General features: G+C 44.6%; 17 protein-coding genes. 3 read left to right on the forward strand and 14 right to left on the reverse strand.

The window, feature by feature from the left end:
- The 4 genes from gshB to BOQ04_RS08700 form a co-directional block, all read right to left on the reverse strand.
- Window positions 1-772 (reverse strand): glutathione synthase (gene gshB / locus BOQ04_RS08685; RefSeq protein WP_076024353.1); only part of this gene is annotated, 772 nt, incomplete at its 3' end.
- Between the two features lie 18 nt (window positions 773-790).
- Complete coding sequence (gene gshA / locus BOQ04_RS08690; protein ID WP_076024354.1) at window positions 791-2,089, reverse strand: glutamate--cysteine ligase; 1,299 nt, start codon at window positions 2,087-2,089, stop codon at window positions 791-793.
- A 102-nt stretch (window positions 2,090-2,191) separates the two neighbouring features.
- Entirely contained in the window at window positions 2,192-3,667 is a 1,476-nt protein-coding gene (locus BOQ04_RS08695; protein ID WP_076024355.1) for an ammonium transporter, read from the reverse strand.
- 15 nt (window positions 3,668-3,682) lie between these two features.
- Complete coding sequence (locus BOQ04_RS08700; RefSeq protein ID WP_076024356.1) at window positions 3,683-4,021, reverse strand: P-II family nitrogen regulator; 339 nt, start codon at window positions 4,019-4,021, stop codon at window positions 3,683-3,685.
- Window positions 4,022-4,249: 228 nt separating this feature from the next.
- Between BOQ04_RS08700 and BOQ04_RS08705 the strand changes: the two genes are divergently transcribed.
- A complete protein-coding gene (locus BOQ04_RS08705; RefSeq protein ID WP_420875843.1) occupies window positions 4,250-4,459 on the forward strand; it encodes an accessory factor UbiK family protein in 210 nt (69 codons plus the stop codon).
- Window positions 4,460-4,488: 29 nt separating this feature from the next.
- Here BOQ04_RS08705 and BOQ04_RS08710 read toward each other — a convergent pair whose 3' ends face one another.
- The 3 genes from BOQ04_RS08710 to BOQ04_RS08720 are packed head-to-tail and all read right to left on the reverse strand — an operon-like array spanning window position 4,489 to window position 7,380.
- Window positions 4,489-5,073: a hypothetical protein gene (locus tag BOQ04_RS08710; protein WP_143742182.1), complete on the reverse strand. Its 585-nt coding sequence runs from the start codon at window positions 5,071-5,073 to the stop codon at window positions 4,489-4,491.
- A gap of 16 nt (window positions 5,074-5,089) precedes the next feature.
- On the reverse strand, window positions 5,090-5,665 hold the full coding sequence (locus BOQ04_RS08715) for a pentapeptide repeat-containing protein (RefSeq protein ID WP_076024358.1): 576 nt from the start codon (window positions 5,663-5,665) through the stop codon (window positions 5,090-5,092).
- Between the two features lie 20 nt (window positions 5,666-5,685).
- A complete protein-coding gene (locus BOQ04_RS08720) occupies window positions 5,686-7,380 on the reverse strand; it encodes an outer membrane beta-barrel protein (RefSeq protein ID WP_083657575.1) in 1,695 nt (564 codons plus the stop codon).
- A gap of 209 nt (window positions 7,381-7,589) precedes the next feature.
- Between BOQ04_RS08720 and BOQ04_RS08725 the strand changes: the two genes are divergently transcribed.
- Together BOQ04_RS08725 and BOQ04_RS08730 are read left to right on the forward strand one after the other, a co-directional pair.
- Complete coding sequence (locus BOQ04_RS08725) at window positions 7,590-7,907, forward strand: EF-hand domain-containing protein (RefSeq protein WP_076024359.1); 318 nt, start codon at window positions 7,590-7,592, stop codon at window positions 7,905-7,907.
- Window positions 7,908-8,052: 145 nt separating this feature from the next.
- Entirely contained in the window at window positions 8,053-8,418 is a 366-nt protein-coding gene (locus tag BOQ04_RS08730; RefSeq protein ID WP_076024360.1) for a hypothetical protein, read from the forward strand.
- Window positions 8,419-8,471: 53 nt separating this feature from the next.
- On the opposite strand, the gene BOQ04_RS08735 is transcribed toward BOQ04_RS08730, so the two are convergent.
- From BOQ04_RS08735 to BOQ04_RS08765, 7 genes are all read right to left on the reverse strand, one after another.
- On the reverse strand, window positions 8,472-9,983 hold the full coding sequence (locus BOQ04_RS08735; protein ID WP_076024361.1) for an efflux transporter outer membrane subunit: 1,512 nt from the start codon (window positions 9,981-9,983) through the stop codon (window positions 8,472-8,474).
- Window positions 9,984-9,991: 8 nt separating this feature from the next.
- Window positions 9,992-10,723 (reverse strand): hypothetical protein, encoded by a 732-nt coding sequence (locus BOQ04_RS08740; RefSeq protein ID WP_143742183.1) that lies wholly within the window; start codon window positions 10,721-10,723, stop codon window positions 9,992-9,994.
- Window positions 10,724-10,762: 39 nt separating this feature from the next.
- Window positions 10,763-10,978, reverse strand: coding sequence for a hypothetical protein (locus BOQ04_RS08745; protein ID WP_143742184.1), 216 nt, complete (start codon window positions 10,976-10,978; stop codon window positions 10,763-10,765).
- A 1-nt stretch (window position 10,979) separates the two neighbouring features.
- Window positions 10,980-14,231: an efflux RND transporter permease subunit gene (locus BOQ04_RS08750; RefSeq protein WP_076024364.1), complete on the reverse strand. Its 3,252-nt coding sequence runs from the start codon at window positions 14,229-14,231 to the stop codon at window positions 10,980-10,982.
- Window positions 14,232-14,280: 49 nt separating this feature from the next.
- Window positions 14,281-15,552: an efflux RND transporter periplasmic adaptor subunit gene (locus BOQ04_RS08755; protein ID WP_083657576.1), complete on the reverse strand. Its 1,272-nt coding sequence runs from the start codon at window positions 15,550-15,552 to the stop codon at window positions 14,281-14,283.
- 266 nt (window positions 15,553-15,818) lie between these two features.
- Window positions 15,819-16,337 (reverse strand): hypothetical protein, encoded by a 519-nt coding sequence (locus BOQ04_RS08760; RefSeq protein ID WP_076024365.1) that lies wholly within the window; start codon window positions 16,335-16,337, stop codon window positions 15,819-15,821.
- 129 nt (window positions 16,338-16,466) lie between these two features.
- Window positions 16,467-18,188 (reverse strand): outer membrane beta-barrel protein, encoded by a 1,722-nt coding sequence (locus BOQ04_RS08765; RefSeq protein ID WP_083657577.1) that lies wholly within the window; start codon window positions 18,186-18,188, stop codon window positions 16,467-16,469.
- Between the last annotated feature and the right edge of the window lie 146 nt (window positions 18,189-18,334).

An 18,334-nucleotide genomic window follows, 5' to 3' on the forward strand; every position in this document is an offset into this window, starting at 1 on the left:
CCAACCGCTCAGCAACTCTTTTTTCAGAATCAGTTAAAGGCATTGCTACACCCTTACCACCAGCGGCTAAGTTGCCACGAATTTCACTACCTTGCGGAATGCGCGCCAATGCGAATGGCACAACCTCCCCATCAATTAAAAGTACGCGCTTGTCGCCCTGGGAGATTTCTGGCAAGAAACGTTGAACCATTAAGGTTCTTGCACCATTCTCGCCTAGCGTTTCAACAATGCTCGCCAGATTAAGGCCGTCAGGCCCTACCCGGAAAATACCCATGCCGCCCATTCCATCTAAAGGCTTCACAACAATATCGGCATGCTGTTGATGAAAGGCTTGTACTGCCTCAAGCTCACGCGTCACCAAAGTTGGTGGAATCAGCTCCGGGAACTCAGTAATCGATAATTTTTCAGAGTGATCACGAATTGCTGCAGGATTATTCATGACCACAGCCCCCTGCCGGACAGCGGCGGATAACATCCAAGTGGTATTGAGATATTCAATATCAAAAGGTGGGTCGGTGCGCATCAGCACGGCAGAAAAACTATTTAATTTACGCTGCTCTATTTCACCTAACTCATACCAAGAAGTTCCACTTGGCTTAATTGCCACAGTCTGGCAATCGGCTACGACAAAATTATCTTTCCATAGAATTTGGCAACTTTGACAAAACCAGAGGCGATGACCTGCCCCTTGCGCAGCGCGCATCATTGCCAAAGTAGTGTCTTTATAGATCTTGAAAGACTCTAGGGGGTCGGCAATAAATAAAAAATCCATTTTTTATTTATTTAGCTATTAAGAAAATTCAGCATTGGGATCGGTGCGCTCTAGCTCTAAGGAGGCAGCCAACAGGGCTAGACGTGCAACTACACCATACAAATAAAAGCGATTTGGCGCAGCACTACCGGGCTTAGCAGATAAATCAGGCATGGAGTTTTGCTCAAAGGCCAAAGGCACAAAATGCATACCGGGTGCATTTAAATTCTCATTCGGGCCGCGATCTGTATGCACGCGGTAGAAGCCGCCAATGACATAACGATCAATCATGTAAACCACCGGCTCTGCCACGGCCTCATTTACTTTTTCAAATGAATAGACGCCCTCTTGAATGAGCACATCACTTACTTCAAGACCCTCTTTGACCACACTCATTTTATTACGGTCTTTGCGATTCAAACCTTTGAGCTGGGCTGGATCTTGAACAACCATCACACCCATGCCATATGTGCCAGCATCTGCCTTGACTACGACATACGGTTTTTCTTTAATGCCGTACTCACGATATTTTTTGGCAGTCTTTTTTAGAATCTGTTCGACGGCTGTTTGTAACTCATCTTCACCCTTACGCTCATGAAAATTCACATTCGAGCAACTCGTAAAGTAAGGATTAATCATCCAAGGATCAATGTTGACCACCTTGGCAAACTTCTTGGCCACTTCTTCATATGCGGCAAAGTGCGCCGACTTACGACGCACATGCCAGCCGGCGTGCAGGCCGGGCAATAAATATTGTTCGTGAATATTTTCTAGAACAGGGGGAATCCCAGCCGATAAATCATTATTCAATAAGATGGAGCAAGGATCAAAATCCTTTAATCCCAAGCGCTGCTTTTTCAGTCCAGTGCGCGCCAAAGGCTCCATTAATAAACGATTGCCATCGGGCAAATCAATCCAAGTGGGTTTTTTGATTTCATCAGACAAGCTACCGAGGCGAACATTCAAACCCGCTTGACGCAAGATCGATGAAAGCCGTGCGATATTTTGCAAATAGAAGGTATTACGCGTATGACGCTCAGGAATCAATAATAAATTTTTGGCTTCTGGGCAGATCTTCTCGATCGCAGCCATTGCTGCCTGAACCGCCAATGGGAGCATTTGTGGCGATAGGTTATTAAATCCACCTGGAAATAGATTGGTATCTACTGGAGCAAGCTTAAATCCAGAATTACGCAGATCAACCGAGCAGTAAAACGGTGGGGTGTGCTCTTGCCACTCCAGCCTAAACCAGCGCTCAATTGTTGGGGTTGCTTCTAATACCTTTGTCTCGAGTTCAAGCAAAGGGCCGCTCAGGGCAGTGATGAGATGTGGGACCATTTCATCATTGTAAGATTTTTAAAAGAAAGACGCGGGATACTGAGATCCCGCGCTTAAAAACTAGGCAGCCAAGCAAGCCTGCCCAATCAGGGTAAGTATGGATTAACTCTCGTAAGCGGTCTCGCCGTGGGAGCTGATATCCAAGCCTTCGCGCTCTTCGTCCTCTTTCACACGCAAACCAATCACGATATCGATCAATTTGAAGGCGATGAAGGATACAAGTGCTGACCAAATGACTGTGGTAATCACACCCTGAGCCTGAACCCAAAGCTGACTAGGAATGGAATAGTCTGGGCTAACAGCATTAGCAACATAATCCCAGATACCTGTACCGCCCAGAGCTGGATCAGCGAAGATGCCAGTCAACAAGGCGCCCAAGATACCGCCAACGCCGTGTACACCGAACACATCCAAACTGTCATCAGAGCCAAGCATACGCTTGAGGCCAGTAACACCCCACAAGCACACCACACCAGCAGCAGCACCGATTGCTAGAGCGCCCATTGGGCCTACAAAACCAGCAGCAGGGGTAATTGCAACCAAGCCTGCTACGCAACCAGAAGCTGCGCCCAATACTGAAGGCTTACCTTTGTGAACCCACTCACCCAATGACCAGCTCAATACTGCAGCTGCAGTAGCCAAATAAGTATTCACGAATGCCAATGCTGCACTGCCGTTTGCCTCTAAAGCAGAACCCGCATTAAAACCAAACCAACCGAACCACAAGAGAGCGGCACCAGTCATTACATAGACTAAGTTATGTGGCTTCATGGCTTCTTTACCGTAACCAATACGCTTACCGATAACGAATGAACCAACCAAACCAGCAATCGCCGCATTGATATGAACCACTGTACCGCCAGCAAAATCAAGTACGCCTTTTTGGAACAACCAACCAGCACGCGCAGTTACCGCTTCCAGTGAAGCAGCATCTTTGATGTCATCAGGACCAGGCCAGAACCAAACCATGTGTGCGATTGGCAAATAGCTAAATGTGAACCAAATCACCATGAATACTAAAATTGCAGAAAACTTAGCGCGCTCTGCAAAAGAACCAATGATCAAGCAGCAGGTAATGGTGGCAAATACTGCCTGGAATGCCATAAATACATACTCAGGAATAACAACACCCTTAGAGAAAGTAGCGGCTACAGAATCAGGAGTAATACCAGATAAGAACAAGCGATCTAATCCACCCAAGAATGGTCCACCTTCAGTAAACGCGATGCTATAGCCATAAAGGGACCATAAGACCGTAATTACCGAGAAAATGACCATACATTGCATGCAGATCGATAGAATATTTTTGCTACGTGTCAAACCGCCGTAGAACAAAGCCAAGCCCGGCAAAGTCATCAACAAAACCAAGGCAGTAGAAACCAACATCCAAGCTGTATCGCCTTTATTAGGTACGGCTGTAGGTGCAGTTGCGGCTGCGGCTGTACCAGCAGCTGGAGCTACTACTGCAGGCTTTTTAGCTTCATCTGCATGTGCTGGTGCAGTCACCATTACACCGGCTACGCCAAGACTTAAGGCAATCGCGCCGCCAGCGACAAGTTGTTTTATCCAAGTGAACATTTTTTACCTCTCTTATTAAAGGGCTGCCACACCGGTTTCACCGGTGCGAATACGAATGACATGCTCAATCGGAGAAACAAAAATCTTGCCATCCCCAATCTTGCCTGTACGAGCAGATTTTTCAATGGCTTCAAGCGCACGCTCGAGAATGCCATCTTCAACAGCCGCTTCAATTTTTACCTTAGGCAAAAAATCCACTACATACTCAGCACCGCGATATAGCTCAGTGTGGCCCTTTTGGCGACCAAAGCCTTTTACTTCAGTTACGGTAATGCCGGAAACGCCGACTTCCGATAAGGCTTCACGTACTTCATCAAGCTTGAAGGGCTTTATGATGGTAGTAATTAATTTCATACATTTCTCCGTTCAGGAAAAGAATTAAATAATCTTATTAAGGCGGAAAGAATCCACCTTCCACGCTAAAATAATGACTTAAGATACCTTGAATTGAATTAATAAATTCACGTTATCAATGCAAATGCACCAAAATAGTTCATTTAATTGCACCAAAATAAAGCACCACGGCTACCTATGAAAAAAACTGGCGAGATTCTTGAGCAAATTCAGCAAATTGCCTCTGGCATGCAAGCAAAAGTGGGGGATGCCATTCGCAACTCACCAGCGCAAGAGATTGAAAAGAACGTCAAAGCGCTCATGAATCAGGGTTTCCAAAAAATGGACTTAGTGACCCGCGAAGAATTCGAACTGCAATCTAAAGTTCTAGCCAAGACTAGAGAAAAGCTTGAGGCCCTTGAAAAGAAAGTGGCGGCGCTAGAGCAAGTCGGCAATTAAGCTCAAGCAGCAACTCACCCACCAATCCTCTAAAGAGGATGGAACTCTTCAAAAAAAGTAGCGTACTGCTCTTGAGAGAGCATTTGTTCCACAGTGCCACTTTTCACATTCTGTAGCAATACAGAAACCTGATAAATAAAAACTTCTCCCGCAGGAGTGCGTCTCACGATCCACCTTGATCGCATGAACTGCGAATGGTTTGGCATCTTCACTTCAAAATAATAATCTTTGACTGCAAAGCGCTGGTGATCGGCCGTTTGATAACTTGCTTCCTTAATGAGAGACGCATCTTTCACTAAATCAGCTTGTTGACTCAGTGCATTTTTCGAGCTTTCCAGGATGCCATCTTCAAGGCTAGCTTGATCTTTTTTGAGTTCAATAGTGCTAATTGAAAAAATGGCATCATCTATTTTTACAGCGTCTAGAACCTGCAAAATATCCTGATCTTGATATACCAGATGACGCTCAAGGTGTTCTGGCTTTGCCGGAAATAAAGCCGAGTACTGCGCTTGAGTAGATGTGACTGTGCGCCAATCTAATTGAGGGCTACAAGCGCAAAGCATAAAAGTCAGTAAGCCAATAAAGGCAAAGACTACAAAGGAACGTTTGAACAATTGATTTGGGAAAAAATTAATTACACTCACCCAAGCTACCTGGCTTGCATACGCGATCGCCCGTAACCCAAGTAGCGCCACCTAATTTGGCATATTCAAAGTTAGCATCATCAATATTAGCTCCCGTTAAGTCCGCATTAGACAAGTCAGCCGCAGTCAGATCGGCAGAGCTTAAATTTGCGCCCTTGAGATTTGCTTGTCGCAAATACACACCATACAGCCGAGCATGACTCAGATTGGCGCTTGAGAGATTTGCGCCAGTCAGGTTAGCGTAAGTGAGATTGGACTCCTTAAACGAAGTCTTCACCAACGTGGCATTCGTCAGGTTAGCCTCTTGCATAAGAGTCTCATTTAGATTGGCATTGCTCAAATTGGCATCAACCAAAATGGTTTGACTTAAATTGGCGTTCTCTAAATTCAAACCACTAGAGAGATTAGCCTTGGTGTAATCACAACCAGCCCAGGTGGTGCCTTTGAGCGCACCTGGTGCTGCAGATGCAATCGCTTGAGCCGACGGACAGTCAGCTGCAGCAGCAGTCAATGACAGCATAGCAAAACAAAGAGTGGTAGCAATAGAAATGAACTTAAGCATAGAAACTCCAAACTCTCTGATTAAAAGTGCCAAATAATATCGCCAGCCAAAACCGTTTGATTATTCCGATTGGGAGCAATCCCTAAATTAGAATTTCCATTAAAGGCGGCAGTATTTGCCTTCATGTAGCCAATCTCAGGACGCACTTCAATTTGTGGTGAGAACCAATGTTGCCAACCTACCGCAATATTACGGTAGGTGGTTGCCGTACCAGTACGTTGACCCTGATAGTCCCAATAAATTTCTGGACGTAATGAGAAATTATTCATTGGATCAGGAGAGTAATTGAGATAGCCAGTTAAGCCAGTTGATGAGGATGTACAAGTCAAGACGCTGGCATTTGCACACTGCGCCAAACTAGGGGCGTTGTATGGCATAAATTGAGATGCAAATGGCGAACCGTTATTGGCATAGATGGTTTGCACTGTGGAATTGAGGGCATTTGGCGCATTATTCTGATGCTCGTTGTACAGCTCTGCATCAAGATGCCAGTGCTCATCAATCTGGTGATACACGGTAATACCGTACCACTGTAAATTGTTGTAGCCGTAATTACCGCGATTGATATCATTGGCGCAAAAATTCACATCATCCTTGCCATCATCGGAGTTCCAACGACCGCAAAGGGTAAAGTTTGGATTGGCTCCTGGATCAACGCGAAAAGTGGTGCCTGGATAGAGCGGGTTAATCTGTCCAGCAGCAGGATTATTCGGGTAAGGATTTGTTTGCTTCTGATACATATGTGGAATCGTTGCTTCCGTACCATCGGCAACACCAAACTGGACAATCCAATTTTTATTGACTGCCAACGAGGCCATAATGCCGGTGTTGGTGTAGTTGTCATATGTATACGTCATTGAGTGCGTATACATATAGTTATTTGGTGCCAATTGGGCTTCAATATCTGGCAAAGAAATATAGCGACCCACCCGAATATTTAAGCCTTCCATTACAAATGGGGTATACCAGTCTGCATAAATCATTGGCGTATCCCAACCATTGGCCAGATTCTTGGTGATCAATTGATTACTGCCCAGGCCATAAGAGGTTGTGTAGCGATAGTCGGAACCATAAATTCCTGAGAGACGGAAACCCCAGTCATTGTGTTCTTTTTGAACCATATCTGGAAAGCGATCGATGTATAAAACAATTTGATTCAAATCCAAAGCATTTGGGTTGTAGTCATACGCTGCTGGTGAGTTACCACCGTGGCTCACTTTACTGGTACTGACATTTCCGCCGACGTCCACCCAGCCGTAAGCCTGGATATGATTTTCAAACATCCACTTACCAATATCGGTATCCCCAATAGCTGCCATCAATGGACTATCAACTGAGTTCGGAATGGTTGCGCCCAATGGATTGGTTCCGCCATAAGGCCACTCAGTAAAAGGCATTGGCGGAATAGTCTGGGCTTCTGGTGGGAAATCATCCCGACGCGACAAAGGACCATCAGGATCAACAGGTGGAGTAGCCTGCCCCATCTCTAACTTGTAATAATTTTTTAAGCGCTGCCAAAAACCTGTACCCAAATAATCATCAAGACAGGTGTACTCCTCATAAGGGTTGCAATCTGTGGCGCCAGGAGCTGGAATCACCGCAACCGTTGCCGATTCATCGGCGTAGGCCAACTGAAAAGCGAGGGAAAAAGTAATCCCTAACCCGCATAAGACAGTTTTTAGACCAAGGGATGACTTGGAGAATGCTCTTTTCATTAAATCATTACCGTTAGAAAGATATATATTGCAAATTTTAGTGTGGGGTAATCACTCAGTTTTGAATTGTGCACTTTGCTAGTGCAGAACTGGAAAGCGCTTGCACCAATTTGGTGGCGCCACAATATTTGATGGATTTTAGAGAATAAGTATCCTTATACTAATATCAAGTACTTAATTAAGCCGTATCCGTTTATTCAGGGTGTTTTATGACTAAGTTATTGAAGTTATTCTCTATTTTTGCAGTACTACTGGGGCTTTCTTTAGCCTACTCTGCATTTGGAGCCGGTGGATCACACTCTACGCCAACAGGAAATTACCAAATTACCAAAGGTGAGCCCTTGGTAAAGCGTCTCTTATTGCTCATGGATGCTGACAACGATGGCATGGTCTCTAAAACCGAGTTTATGAACTACATGTCAGCTGAGTTTGATAATTTGGATGTCAACAAGGCAGGCAAATTGGACATTACAGAACTCAAAAAACTCAATATCACTCAACCTCACACTGGTGGCGGTAGTAAATAAGCAGCAAGCTCTGCCTTGATCATCAAGACCTCAAAGATATGAACATGGGGTATTCACTGAATAATCCCCTATCAATTTTGAGGCATTATCTTCATTCATTGCATGATCCAACACAATTAATGCTCAAGCATTAGGGGAGACAAGTATGGCCATTTTTACAATCAAAGTGAGCGGCAATAAATCCTACGGAACCACGAAGTCTATTTCCAAGGTTATTTTGGATATGAACCTGCAATACCTCCGTGGCAGAAAAGACTACACCGTAGTGATGGTCGAGTACATACCGCTAGATCTTTGGGTCATTGGTGGAGTGCCATTAAGTGAACAGCAAAAAAATTGCATGATCATGAATGTCACTATTTCCGATTTAATCAATGACGAAGAGAAGGCAAACTTTATTCGTGAAACATTTGTAGCGCTCAATGAGGTGCTTGGCGACTTGCATCAAGATTCTTACATCTCTATTCACCAGTTTGATCAGAACTCATTTAGCTACAACCGACCTTTCTAATTGGCGTCGGCGCTATTTAAAGAGCCCTGTTGATGATTCACAGGGCTTTTTTATTAGTCTAATAACTTTTGCAAAGGCGATTGATTGGCCTGACTAGGCGTCTCCTTTGCTTTCTGTGCAGCTTGAGCCTGCTCAGGAGAAACCCAACCGCCACCCAATGATTGATACAGTGCAGCCGTATCGCCCAAGTAAACAGCAAATGCTTGCACGCGATTAATCTTAGATTGCAGATATTGTTGCTGCGCCATCAACATGCCAGGCTCAGATGCATAACCTAATTTCAGTTGAGATTGGGTCATTTCATAAACAGTCTTATTGGCCTGCTCACTGTCTTTTGCTAGCGCATATAACTTGCCATCATTATCAAGGGCATACAAAGTATCCGCTACGTTCTGAAATGCAGTCAGTACAGTTGCTTTGTATTGTGCAACGGATGCATCTAAGCCAGCTTCAGCTGCTTTTTGGCGAGCCGCTAAGGTACCGCCAGCAAAGATCGGCGCTGTGACACCACCGGTAAGACCCCAGATTGAATCATTGCCAAAGAGATTAGAAAATGCTGGGCCCGTCACGCCACCAACCAGCCCGGTGATGGAGAATTGTGGAATGCGGTTAGCAATGGCTACGCCAATTTGCGCATTACTTGCGCGCACCAATTCTTCGGCTGCACGTACGTCAGGACGTTGCGTAACCAAGCTAGAAGGCAAGGCATTTGGCAAGTTTTCAGGTATGTGCAAAGACTCCAAATTCGGCAATAGCAATTGTTCATTTGGAAACTTACCGCAATACACTGCCAACAAATCTAAGGCTTGCTCATGCATCTTTCTCAAAGTAGGTACTTGAGCTGCGGCAGCCGCATAAGCGGATTGCGCATTAGCTAAATCCATGCCACCCAAATAGCCTAAGCGCACCATATGACCCGTGTGCTCTAGCTGAAGACGCTGTGCCTCTACCGATTGAATGGCTGATTGCAGCTCTTCTCGGTAAACCGCTTCTTGTGCAGCTGTAGCAATAACGTTTGTGATGATAGTGATGCGCAAAGCATCTAATTGATATTGTTGTGAATTCGCTTGACCAACTAAGGACTCCACCGCTCTACGATTTCCACCAAAAATATCAGGCGTAAATCCAACGCTTAATTGCGCAGTTTGGAAGGTATAAATAGATGGCGGCGTTACGTTAATCGCAGGCTGAAGGTTGTTGCCAGTGCTCTGTCTTGAAACCGCATAGCCAGCATTGACCTGTGGAAAAAAGAAGCCCTGCTGCGCGATCACGTTTTGCTGCGCTACTCTCAAGTTAGCAGAAGCCGCTTCAATGTTCGGATTATTTTTAAGGGCCAACTCAACCAAATCATTTAACTGTGGAGAGCCGTAAGCTTTCCACCAATCTTGATCAATAGTAGAAGGTTTAGCCGTCTCAACGGCATTAGCATCACGCGTAAAGGATGATGTGCTTGCAGGTACGACATCCGGTCTTTTGTAGTCAGGGCCAACTGCGCAAGAAATTAAACCAGAGCCAACCAAGGCACCCAAGCTTGCAACTAGAATTCGTTTTTTGAAATTATGCATAGTAAGTATTAAGTTCTTTCACTGGCCGAAGTCTTGATTATTTGCCCACAAGACCAAAACAGAGCAATCAAAATAAATGGCGCATGCCCTAAAAAAGTAGATAGCACCGGCATCTTCAATGCCAGACTAATATGAATTGCTAGGGGAGCGATCACAATCGTTTGAAGCGTCACCAAGATCAAAAATGAAATCGGCGCCAACACCAAATCCATTAAAGATTTACTCAAAATAGAGAGGGGGTCTTCCAAGCTCACGGTATAGCGCGCTGAACTAGCTCCAATAAACAATAAACAAATAGCTTCAGACAGCGTATATGGAAGCAACGCCACCATCTCGTTTGGCAGCACTCCAACAGGGAGCGAAATACGTTGAATGAGATCGGCAATCACGCGGAACATCAGCAAGCCTAGCGCACCATAAAGAAACAAAGAGAAGGCGACAGATAACTGACTTTTAAGAGCAAGAATGCGCTTACCCAATAGCTTTGGCGCTAAACGCCAAGACGGCTTTTGAGTATTCAGAATATCTACGCAAGCGAAGACTAAGTACGGCCAAGTAAACCAAGCAAAAAACGGAATAAATAATGCACAGATCTGAATGAGAGCCGCAAACAATAGCAAACTCACAACAAACGAAGTATTTCCTGTCTGCAATTCTTGTAAATGCGAAACCCGCCCTGCAAGATCAAAACGAAACAGGCCTTTAACCCAGGCCATTTTGGCTAGAGTTGGTTTTCGCATTTCGAGGGCTTGAGTAGAGTGATTCATGGCGAGGGTTGATTATTTCTTCACCGGTTTTGCATCAGGCACATTCGGTGTTCCAGGAGCTGGACCACCTGTTGGTCCAGGCGTCTTCTTGGTCTGAGCTGGCGGACCGGCTGGAATCATAGGAGCAGCCGCCTTAGCCCCACCCACTTGTGCAGCTAAGGCTAAAGAAGAACTCGCTAAAACCAACAGGAAGCAGAGAGCCCTTGAGAACAAGAAGTGTCTTTTCATATTAGTGATGTGCATCTTCAGAAATATGACTTGGACCTTTGAGCTCGCCTTCCTCTTTGATCATCAGCAAGCAAAGTGCTGGAACCACGATCAATAGCATGATTGGGCCAATCAACAAGCCGCCCACAACTACCGTTGCCAGTGGTTTCTGAACTTGACTACCAATACCTGTTGCAATCGCTGCAGGGAAAAGACCGATACATGCTGACCATGCGGTCATCAGCATAGGTCGCATACGGTGTGTCGCAGCATGGTACATCGCATCGATACTATTCATCTTGCCGGTTTTATAGGTTTCATTGAAGTATGTAGTCATCAAAATACCGTTCATCACACTAATACCAAACAAGGAGATGAAACCAATTGCCGCAGAAATACTGAAATCAAGACCCGAAATCCACAGGCCTAAGATGCCTCCGCCAATCGCAAACGGCAAACCAGAGAGTACAAATACCACGTCGCGGACATTATTAAACAAGCAGTACAAGAGAATGATGATCACGATCAAAGTAATTGGAACAATCACCATCAAGCGAGCAGATGCTTTTTGCAAACTCTCGAACTCACCCGCCCACTCAATACGATAACCCCGAGCCAACGGTACAGCCTTAGCAATTCTCTGCTGCGCTTCGGAAACCGTACTACCCAAGTCACGACCACGCACGCTAAATTTAATTGGAATGTAACGCACAGTCGATTCGTGATAAATGAATGACGCCCCAGTATCTAGGCTGATATCAGCCACATCTTTAAGTGGAACGTAAGAGGTGCCACCGTTATTATTTTGGTAACCCACCCGCAACTCTTTGATCTTATCGATATCGTTTCGATACGATTTATCCAAGCGCACAGAAAGATTGAATTGGCGTGGCCCCTCCAACACAGTAGTAGCAACTTGATCAGAAAGGGCGGCCTGGATATAGGCATTGACATCACCCGTATTCAAGTTATAGCGCGCAGCTTTTTCACGGTTAATCTTAATATTTAAGTTGGGTTGACCGAGCACGTTAAAAATACCGAGATCATCAACACCTTTGATCTTAGCCATTACATCCTTAACTTGCACAGCATACTTCTCTAATTCTTTTAAATCAGGGCCAATAATTTTGACTGAGTTTGCACCCTTCACACCGGAGAGCGCCTCCTCAACGTTATCTTGAATATATTGAGAGAAGTTAAAGACAACGCCAGGTAATTCATCATTAAATTCTTTTTGAATCTTAGCCACCAACTGCTCTTTATCTTCACCCTTAGGCCATTCATCCATTGGCTTTAGCGGTACAAACAGCTCTACGTTTGAGAATGGCGAAGCATCGCTTCCGTTATCAGGACGACCGTGTTGCGAAACCACTGTAACCACCTCTGGATGACGTAGCAAGATTTCGCGCATCTTACGTGTTGGCTCAGTACCTGCGTTCAGACCCATGGTCATGGGCATCGCCGCACGAATCCACAAGTTTCCTTCTTCTAGGGCTGGTAGAAACTCAGAGCCTAAGCGTGAACCTGCAATTCCGCAGACCACCAAAAAGAGAACACCGTACATCACAGACTTCTTGCCATTGTTTAATGACCACTTGAGCAATGGCTCATAGCGCTCACGCAACCAACGCACAATGAATGTCTCTACTTCTTCAATATGCTCTGGCAACATATAGGAGCATAAGACCGGAGTAATTGTGAAGGTTGCAAGCAAACCACCGGTCAATGCATAAGCATAGGTTTTTGCCATTGGTCCAAAAATTTGACCTTCCACACCTTGCATCGTGAAGAGCGGAATAAATGCGGCTACTGTAATGACAACCGAGAACAAAACTGAGGTATCAATCTGACAGGCACTGATATAAATCATTTTTAAGCGGTCAGACCAAGGCTTGGATGCAGATCCCTCGCCACCACCATCAGCAACCTTAGGATCAATACCTAAACGACCCGAAGATAAATCACGCAACATACCCACTCGTTGGGCAGGCGTTGATTGAAAGTTTCTGAAAATATTCTCAACAAGAATTACCGCCGAGTCAACAATAATTCCGAAGTCCACCGCACCGATAGATAAGAGGTTGGCGTCCTCATCGCGCAACACCAAAATAATGATACTAAATAGCAATGCGAATGGAATGTTGATACCCACAATGATTGCGCTTCGTAGATCACCCAAGAAAATCCACTGGATAAAGAATACGAATAAACAACCTAAGACTAAGTTTTCTAATACGGTATGCGTAGTAACGCCAACCAAGCCAGAACGGTCATAGTAAGAAACAACCTTGACACCTGCCGGCAAGCTACCGTCAGTGTTCATCTTCTCAACCATCTCCTTGACTTTAGGAATCATGTCATTGGTATGTTGATTGCGACCCATCGCCACAATCGATGCAACTATGTCATCGTTATGGTCTTTACCAGCAATACCTAAGCGAGGGACAAAACCAACCTCAACGGTACCAATATCTTTCACACGAATCGGCACGCCATTCGTTTGAGAAAGAACGACGTTTTCAATATCTTTGGTGTGGTAACCATCAACAATGTTGTACTCACCACCATCATCAATCAAACCAACGCCACGGATGTTGATTGACTGCTGACCGTACTCAATCTCACGACCACCAACGTTAATATTCGAGCTCCCCAGATTAGTGAGCACTTGATTCAGAGTCATGCCATAAGCTTGTAGCTTGGCCATATCCACATGAACCTGGAATTCTTTAGTAGTACCACCCCAGCTATTGATCATCACAATTCCGGGAATGGTGGCGAGACGACGGGCAACAATCCAATCTTGAACTGTACGCAAATTGCTCAAACCAAATCCGGGAGGACCTACTACTTCGTAACGATAAATTTCACCCGTTAAGCTTGATTGCTGAATGGTGGGCACCAAATTGCCTGGCAAATTAATGTTTTGCTGAATTGCAACTGCAGCTTGTGAATAGGCAAAATAGAAATCAATACCGTATCTAAAAGTAACCCGCACAAATGACAGGCCATAGAAAGAAGTTGAGCGAATATTGGTAATGCCCGGAGTTGAATACAAACCAATTTCCATTGGAATGGTGTAGTACTTCTCCATCTCCTCGGCAGACAAACCGGGGGCCTGAGCAGTAATCTCCAGAATCACCGGCGCTGGATTTGGATAAGCCTCGATATTGAGTTTGCTAAAAGCAAACAAACCCGCCCCCAAGAAGACGAAGAGGGTTAATAAAATAATTGGGCGTCGTGAAAGGCCAAAAGCAATGAGCGACTTAATCACAAGAAATCTTTCTTAAATTTTTTCAATAGCAGTAATGGTTACTAAGCTCTTATTCGCCAACAACTAATAAGTTGCTGAGGAAAATAGCATTCGCGGTTGCAATCACTTCACCCTCTTGCAGACCTTCAGTAACTTGTACCAAGCCATTACTCCGAATTCCCAATTTCACAGAACGCACATTCATGTGTTTTCCGCCATCAGTGGTCACCCAAACTGTATTGGAGCCATCGCCTTCGCGTACAACTGCTTCAATTGGAACGGCAATTCCTTTGATTGGCGCATCGGCATGGACCACATAGTTGGCATACATACCACCACGCATCATGTTTTTAGGGTCGGCTACATCGGCACGCACATTAACCGTTCTAGTAACTGGATCAACGATGGAACCGACAATCTTCACCTTAGCTGTGAATTTCTCGTTGGGCAAAGCAGGCACAGTCACATCCAATTCTTGACCCTGTGCCAAGCGTGTACTTTCAGATTCAGGCGCATTGATCACCAACCATTTCATTGTTGGATCTGCCACAATAAATGGAGCAGGTGTATTGCCTGGCTGGACTAATAAACCAGGCTGAACATTACGCGCTACTACCTGACCATCCAATGGGCTTAACACTGCCAAAGTGGAATCCATCTTGCGCTTGGTTTCGATCTGCTGAATATCACTAGCTGACTTACCAAACATACGAACGGTATCGCGCGCCGCTTTTAAAGATGCATCTGCAGCAGTTTGATCGGCAACGTTTTGTTGATACTGCTGCAAAGAAATGGACTTTAATTCATATAACTGTTTTGCTCTGTTGAGCACAGCAGTAGTGTTGTCATAAACGCCCTTAGCGCTTAACAATGCGGACTCGGCACTAGCCAAATCTGGACTATCTACAGTAAAGAGTACATCTCCTTTTTTAACGGCATCACCTACATCAAAGTTCGCCTTAATGACTCTACCTTGATAGTTGGTAAATACTTGAACGGCTGAGTTTTGATTGAAATCAATGCTGCCGTATGCTGGAAATTCAGCGGTAAATTCAGCACTTCCAACTGCCTTGAGTGCGATAGTGGAAACCTGCTTTTCATTGAGAACAACGAAGGTTTTAGGTCCAGTCTCCACTTTCTCTTCTTCGGCATGCTTTAAGAATGGCAAGCCAAAGTACAAAATCAACACAATCACCACGCCGATGACAATCAGTGTGCGCTGCTTTTTAGTGAGCTTCGTATTCCAAGCAACGATTGCTTCATCAACGCTAGGCTTCACTTTGGTCGCATACCAAGCTTGGACACGTTGCTTTAGTTCATTTAGATTTTTTGGTGTATTCATTTTTTAATCAAATTAAGAATCGTTGCCGCTCAATGAAAAATTGTGCATTTGCACATAATAAAAACAATGCAAAAGCCTGTCTGCTGTCATAAATCGCAGTAAAAAAAGTGTAAAAATTAACTAATCCAGGTTTTGGGCATCAATTTTTTGCCCACACTATCTACCCGCTCATTCTAGTTATGCCAGATGGCTGAAATATTACTTATGCACCTTATTAGTGCACAAGTAACCCACCCTGGTTCACTAACCACAAAAACTAAGAACATCTACTCAGAACAAAATAACTCAGTAGTGGCAATTGGGGTTTGCTCATTGTCTGCAAAATAGATTTGTCCTTTACCAGTGCCCGTATTAATGTCAACAATGATGTAGATCTGTTTACCATTAATCTTCTGAGATTCACGGCTTTTTAAGGCAAATGCATTATTTTTGCGTACCAAAACATTAAATTCGATTTTGTGAGGATCGTCGATCGACTTTGTCATCTCTGCGATATTGTCGATCACCGCAAAATGAAATATGTCTTTCTCATCTTTCGTGGCCTTGCAGATGAATTTGACATCGCCACGGTCGTCTAATTTAGGCATTTTGGGATAGCGTTTTCGACAAATCTTTTCAATGTAACCCTCGGTAGTGCCTTCACCATATTTTGATTTCAAACTCTTATAGCAATCATCATAAGAGTAGTCGCCAAATATCCCCGCCCACGATGGACTGGACAAAGTTAATAAAACGATTGCGGTCAAACTAGCGCATAAGGTCACTATATTTGTTTTATTCGACATAAATGACTTCCTTAATCTTGAAATGACTTCAAGTGTAGTGCGAAACATCCTAATAAAAAAACAGCATGGGTTTAAATCCATGCTGTTTCTATTGATACAGATATTACTTAACTTCTACTTCAAACATACTTACCAGTGCCAGATAATGTCACCAGACCAAACTGTTTGATAGCGTGTTTGACCGTTGTTAAACACTGGGTTGGAAGCTGAGTACCATGCCACTTCAGGACGTACTTCGATCTGCGGGGAGAACCAGTGTTGCCAACCGAATGCATAGTTACGATAAATAGCACCCGCTGTAGAACCACCTAGAGCTGATTGATAGTTTGAAGCGCCAGTACGCTGACCTTGCGCATCCCAGTAAAACTCTGGACGGAATGACAGGTTGTTCAGAGGATCAATCTGATAGTTAATGTAAGTGACTGAACCATTGGCCATTGCTCTACAAGTCAAAGCATTAACGTTACCGCAAGCTGCTAAGTTCGGTGCATTGTAGGCAAACTGTGAAAATGGAGCCTGTGATCCTACACCAGCACCCGGGGATCCAGAATAGATACTCTGAACTTGTGCGTTTTGAATGTTAGGAACATTCTTCTGGAATTCGTTATAGAACTCAGTAGAAATATGCCAGTGTTCATCAAACTGGTGGTAGAAAGTAGCACCGTGCCATTGCAAGTTGTTGTAACCCCACTGACCACTATTGATGCCGTTTACAACACCCTGAACACTAGTCTTACCATCATCCGAGTTCCAACGAATTGCACCGGTAAAGGATGGCTTAGCACCTGGGTCTTGCAACATACCTTGAGTCTGAGAGCTCAATGCACCATTAGCAAGGTTGTAATTAGCCCCTTTACATGGATAAAGAACCGAACAGTTAATAGTGTTGGTAGTCCACATATGTTGCACGGTTGTGTCAGTACCAGCAGTTACACCAGCTTGCACTTGCCAGTTCTTGTCCAATGCCAATGTGCCTAAGATGCCTTCGTTCGTATAGTTGTCATAACCATACGTAATCGAGTGTGAGTACATATAGTTGTTTGGAGCCAACTGCGCTTCAATATCCGGAATCGCAATGTAACGACCAATACGAATATTCAAACCTTGTGCAACAGATGGCGTGAACCAATCGAAATAAGCCATCACAGCATCAAAGCCATACTGGAAGTTTTTGTTCATCAACTGGCCACTGAAGACACCGTATGAAGTGGTGTAACGATAGTCTTCACCGTAAATCATGTTCAGACGGAAGCCCCAATCGTTGTGCTCTTTTTGCACTGTATCTGGCAGACGCTCAACGTACTCAACGATTTGGTTCAATACAGGAACGTTCGGGTTGTAGTCATACGCTGCAGGAGCGTTACCACCGTGGGTGTTATTTGTACTGAAGTTAAAACCCGCGTTAGCCCAACCGTATGCTTGAATGTGGTTATCAATCATCCACTGACCAACAGTAGTGTTGGCAATCGCGTTCATGAACGGACTGTCAACCATGTTTGGCGTAGTGACCCCAATTCCAGGATTACCACCGTTTGGCCATTCAGTAAATGGCATTGGAGGCGTAGTTTGGGCCGCAGGTGGGAAATCTTCACTACGTGAGGGAGGTGCATTTGGATCGGCAGGAGCCGCATCTTTACCCATCTCTAATTTGTAGTAATTTGTTAAACGGTTCCAGAAACCATCACCCAAATACGAATCTAAACAGTCGTATTTGGCGTAGGGGTCACAAGGAACGGATTTCGCCGTTACCTGGGCTTCTGCGCTGGCGTTCTGCGCTACCCCAAATGCAGCGGCAGTAATAGCAACTGCCATTACCCCCTTGACTGCGTTACTTCGCCATTTGTTAGACATATCGTCCTACCTTTCATTTAAAACGCTAAAATTCCAAAAATCCGGAACAGCTGATTTGCATTGCATTCTTCATAGGAAATTCGGTGACACTTTTGTTACTCATTTATCCCATGTAGCTATGCTAAGAAAGTAAAGTAAAAAAATAA

The organism is Polynucleobacter sphagniphilus, assembly GCF_001953355.1.
GTDB lineage: Bacteria > Pseudomonadota > Gammaproteobacteria > Burkholderiales > Burkholderiaceae > Polynucleobacter > Polynucleobacter sphagniphilus.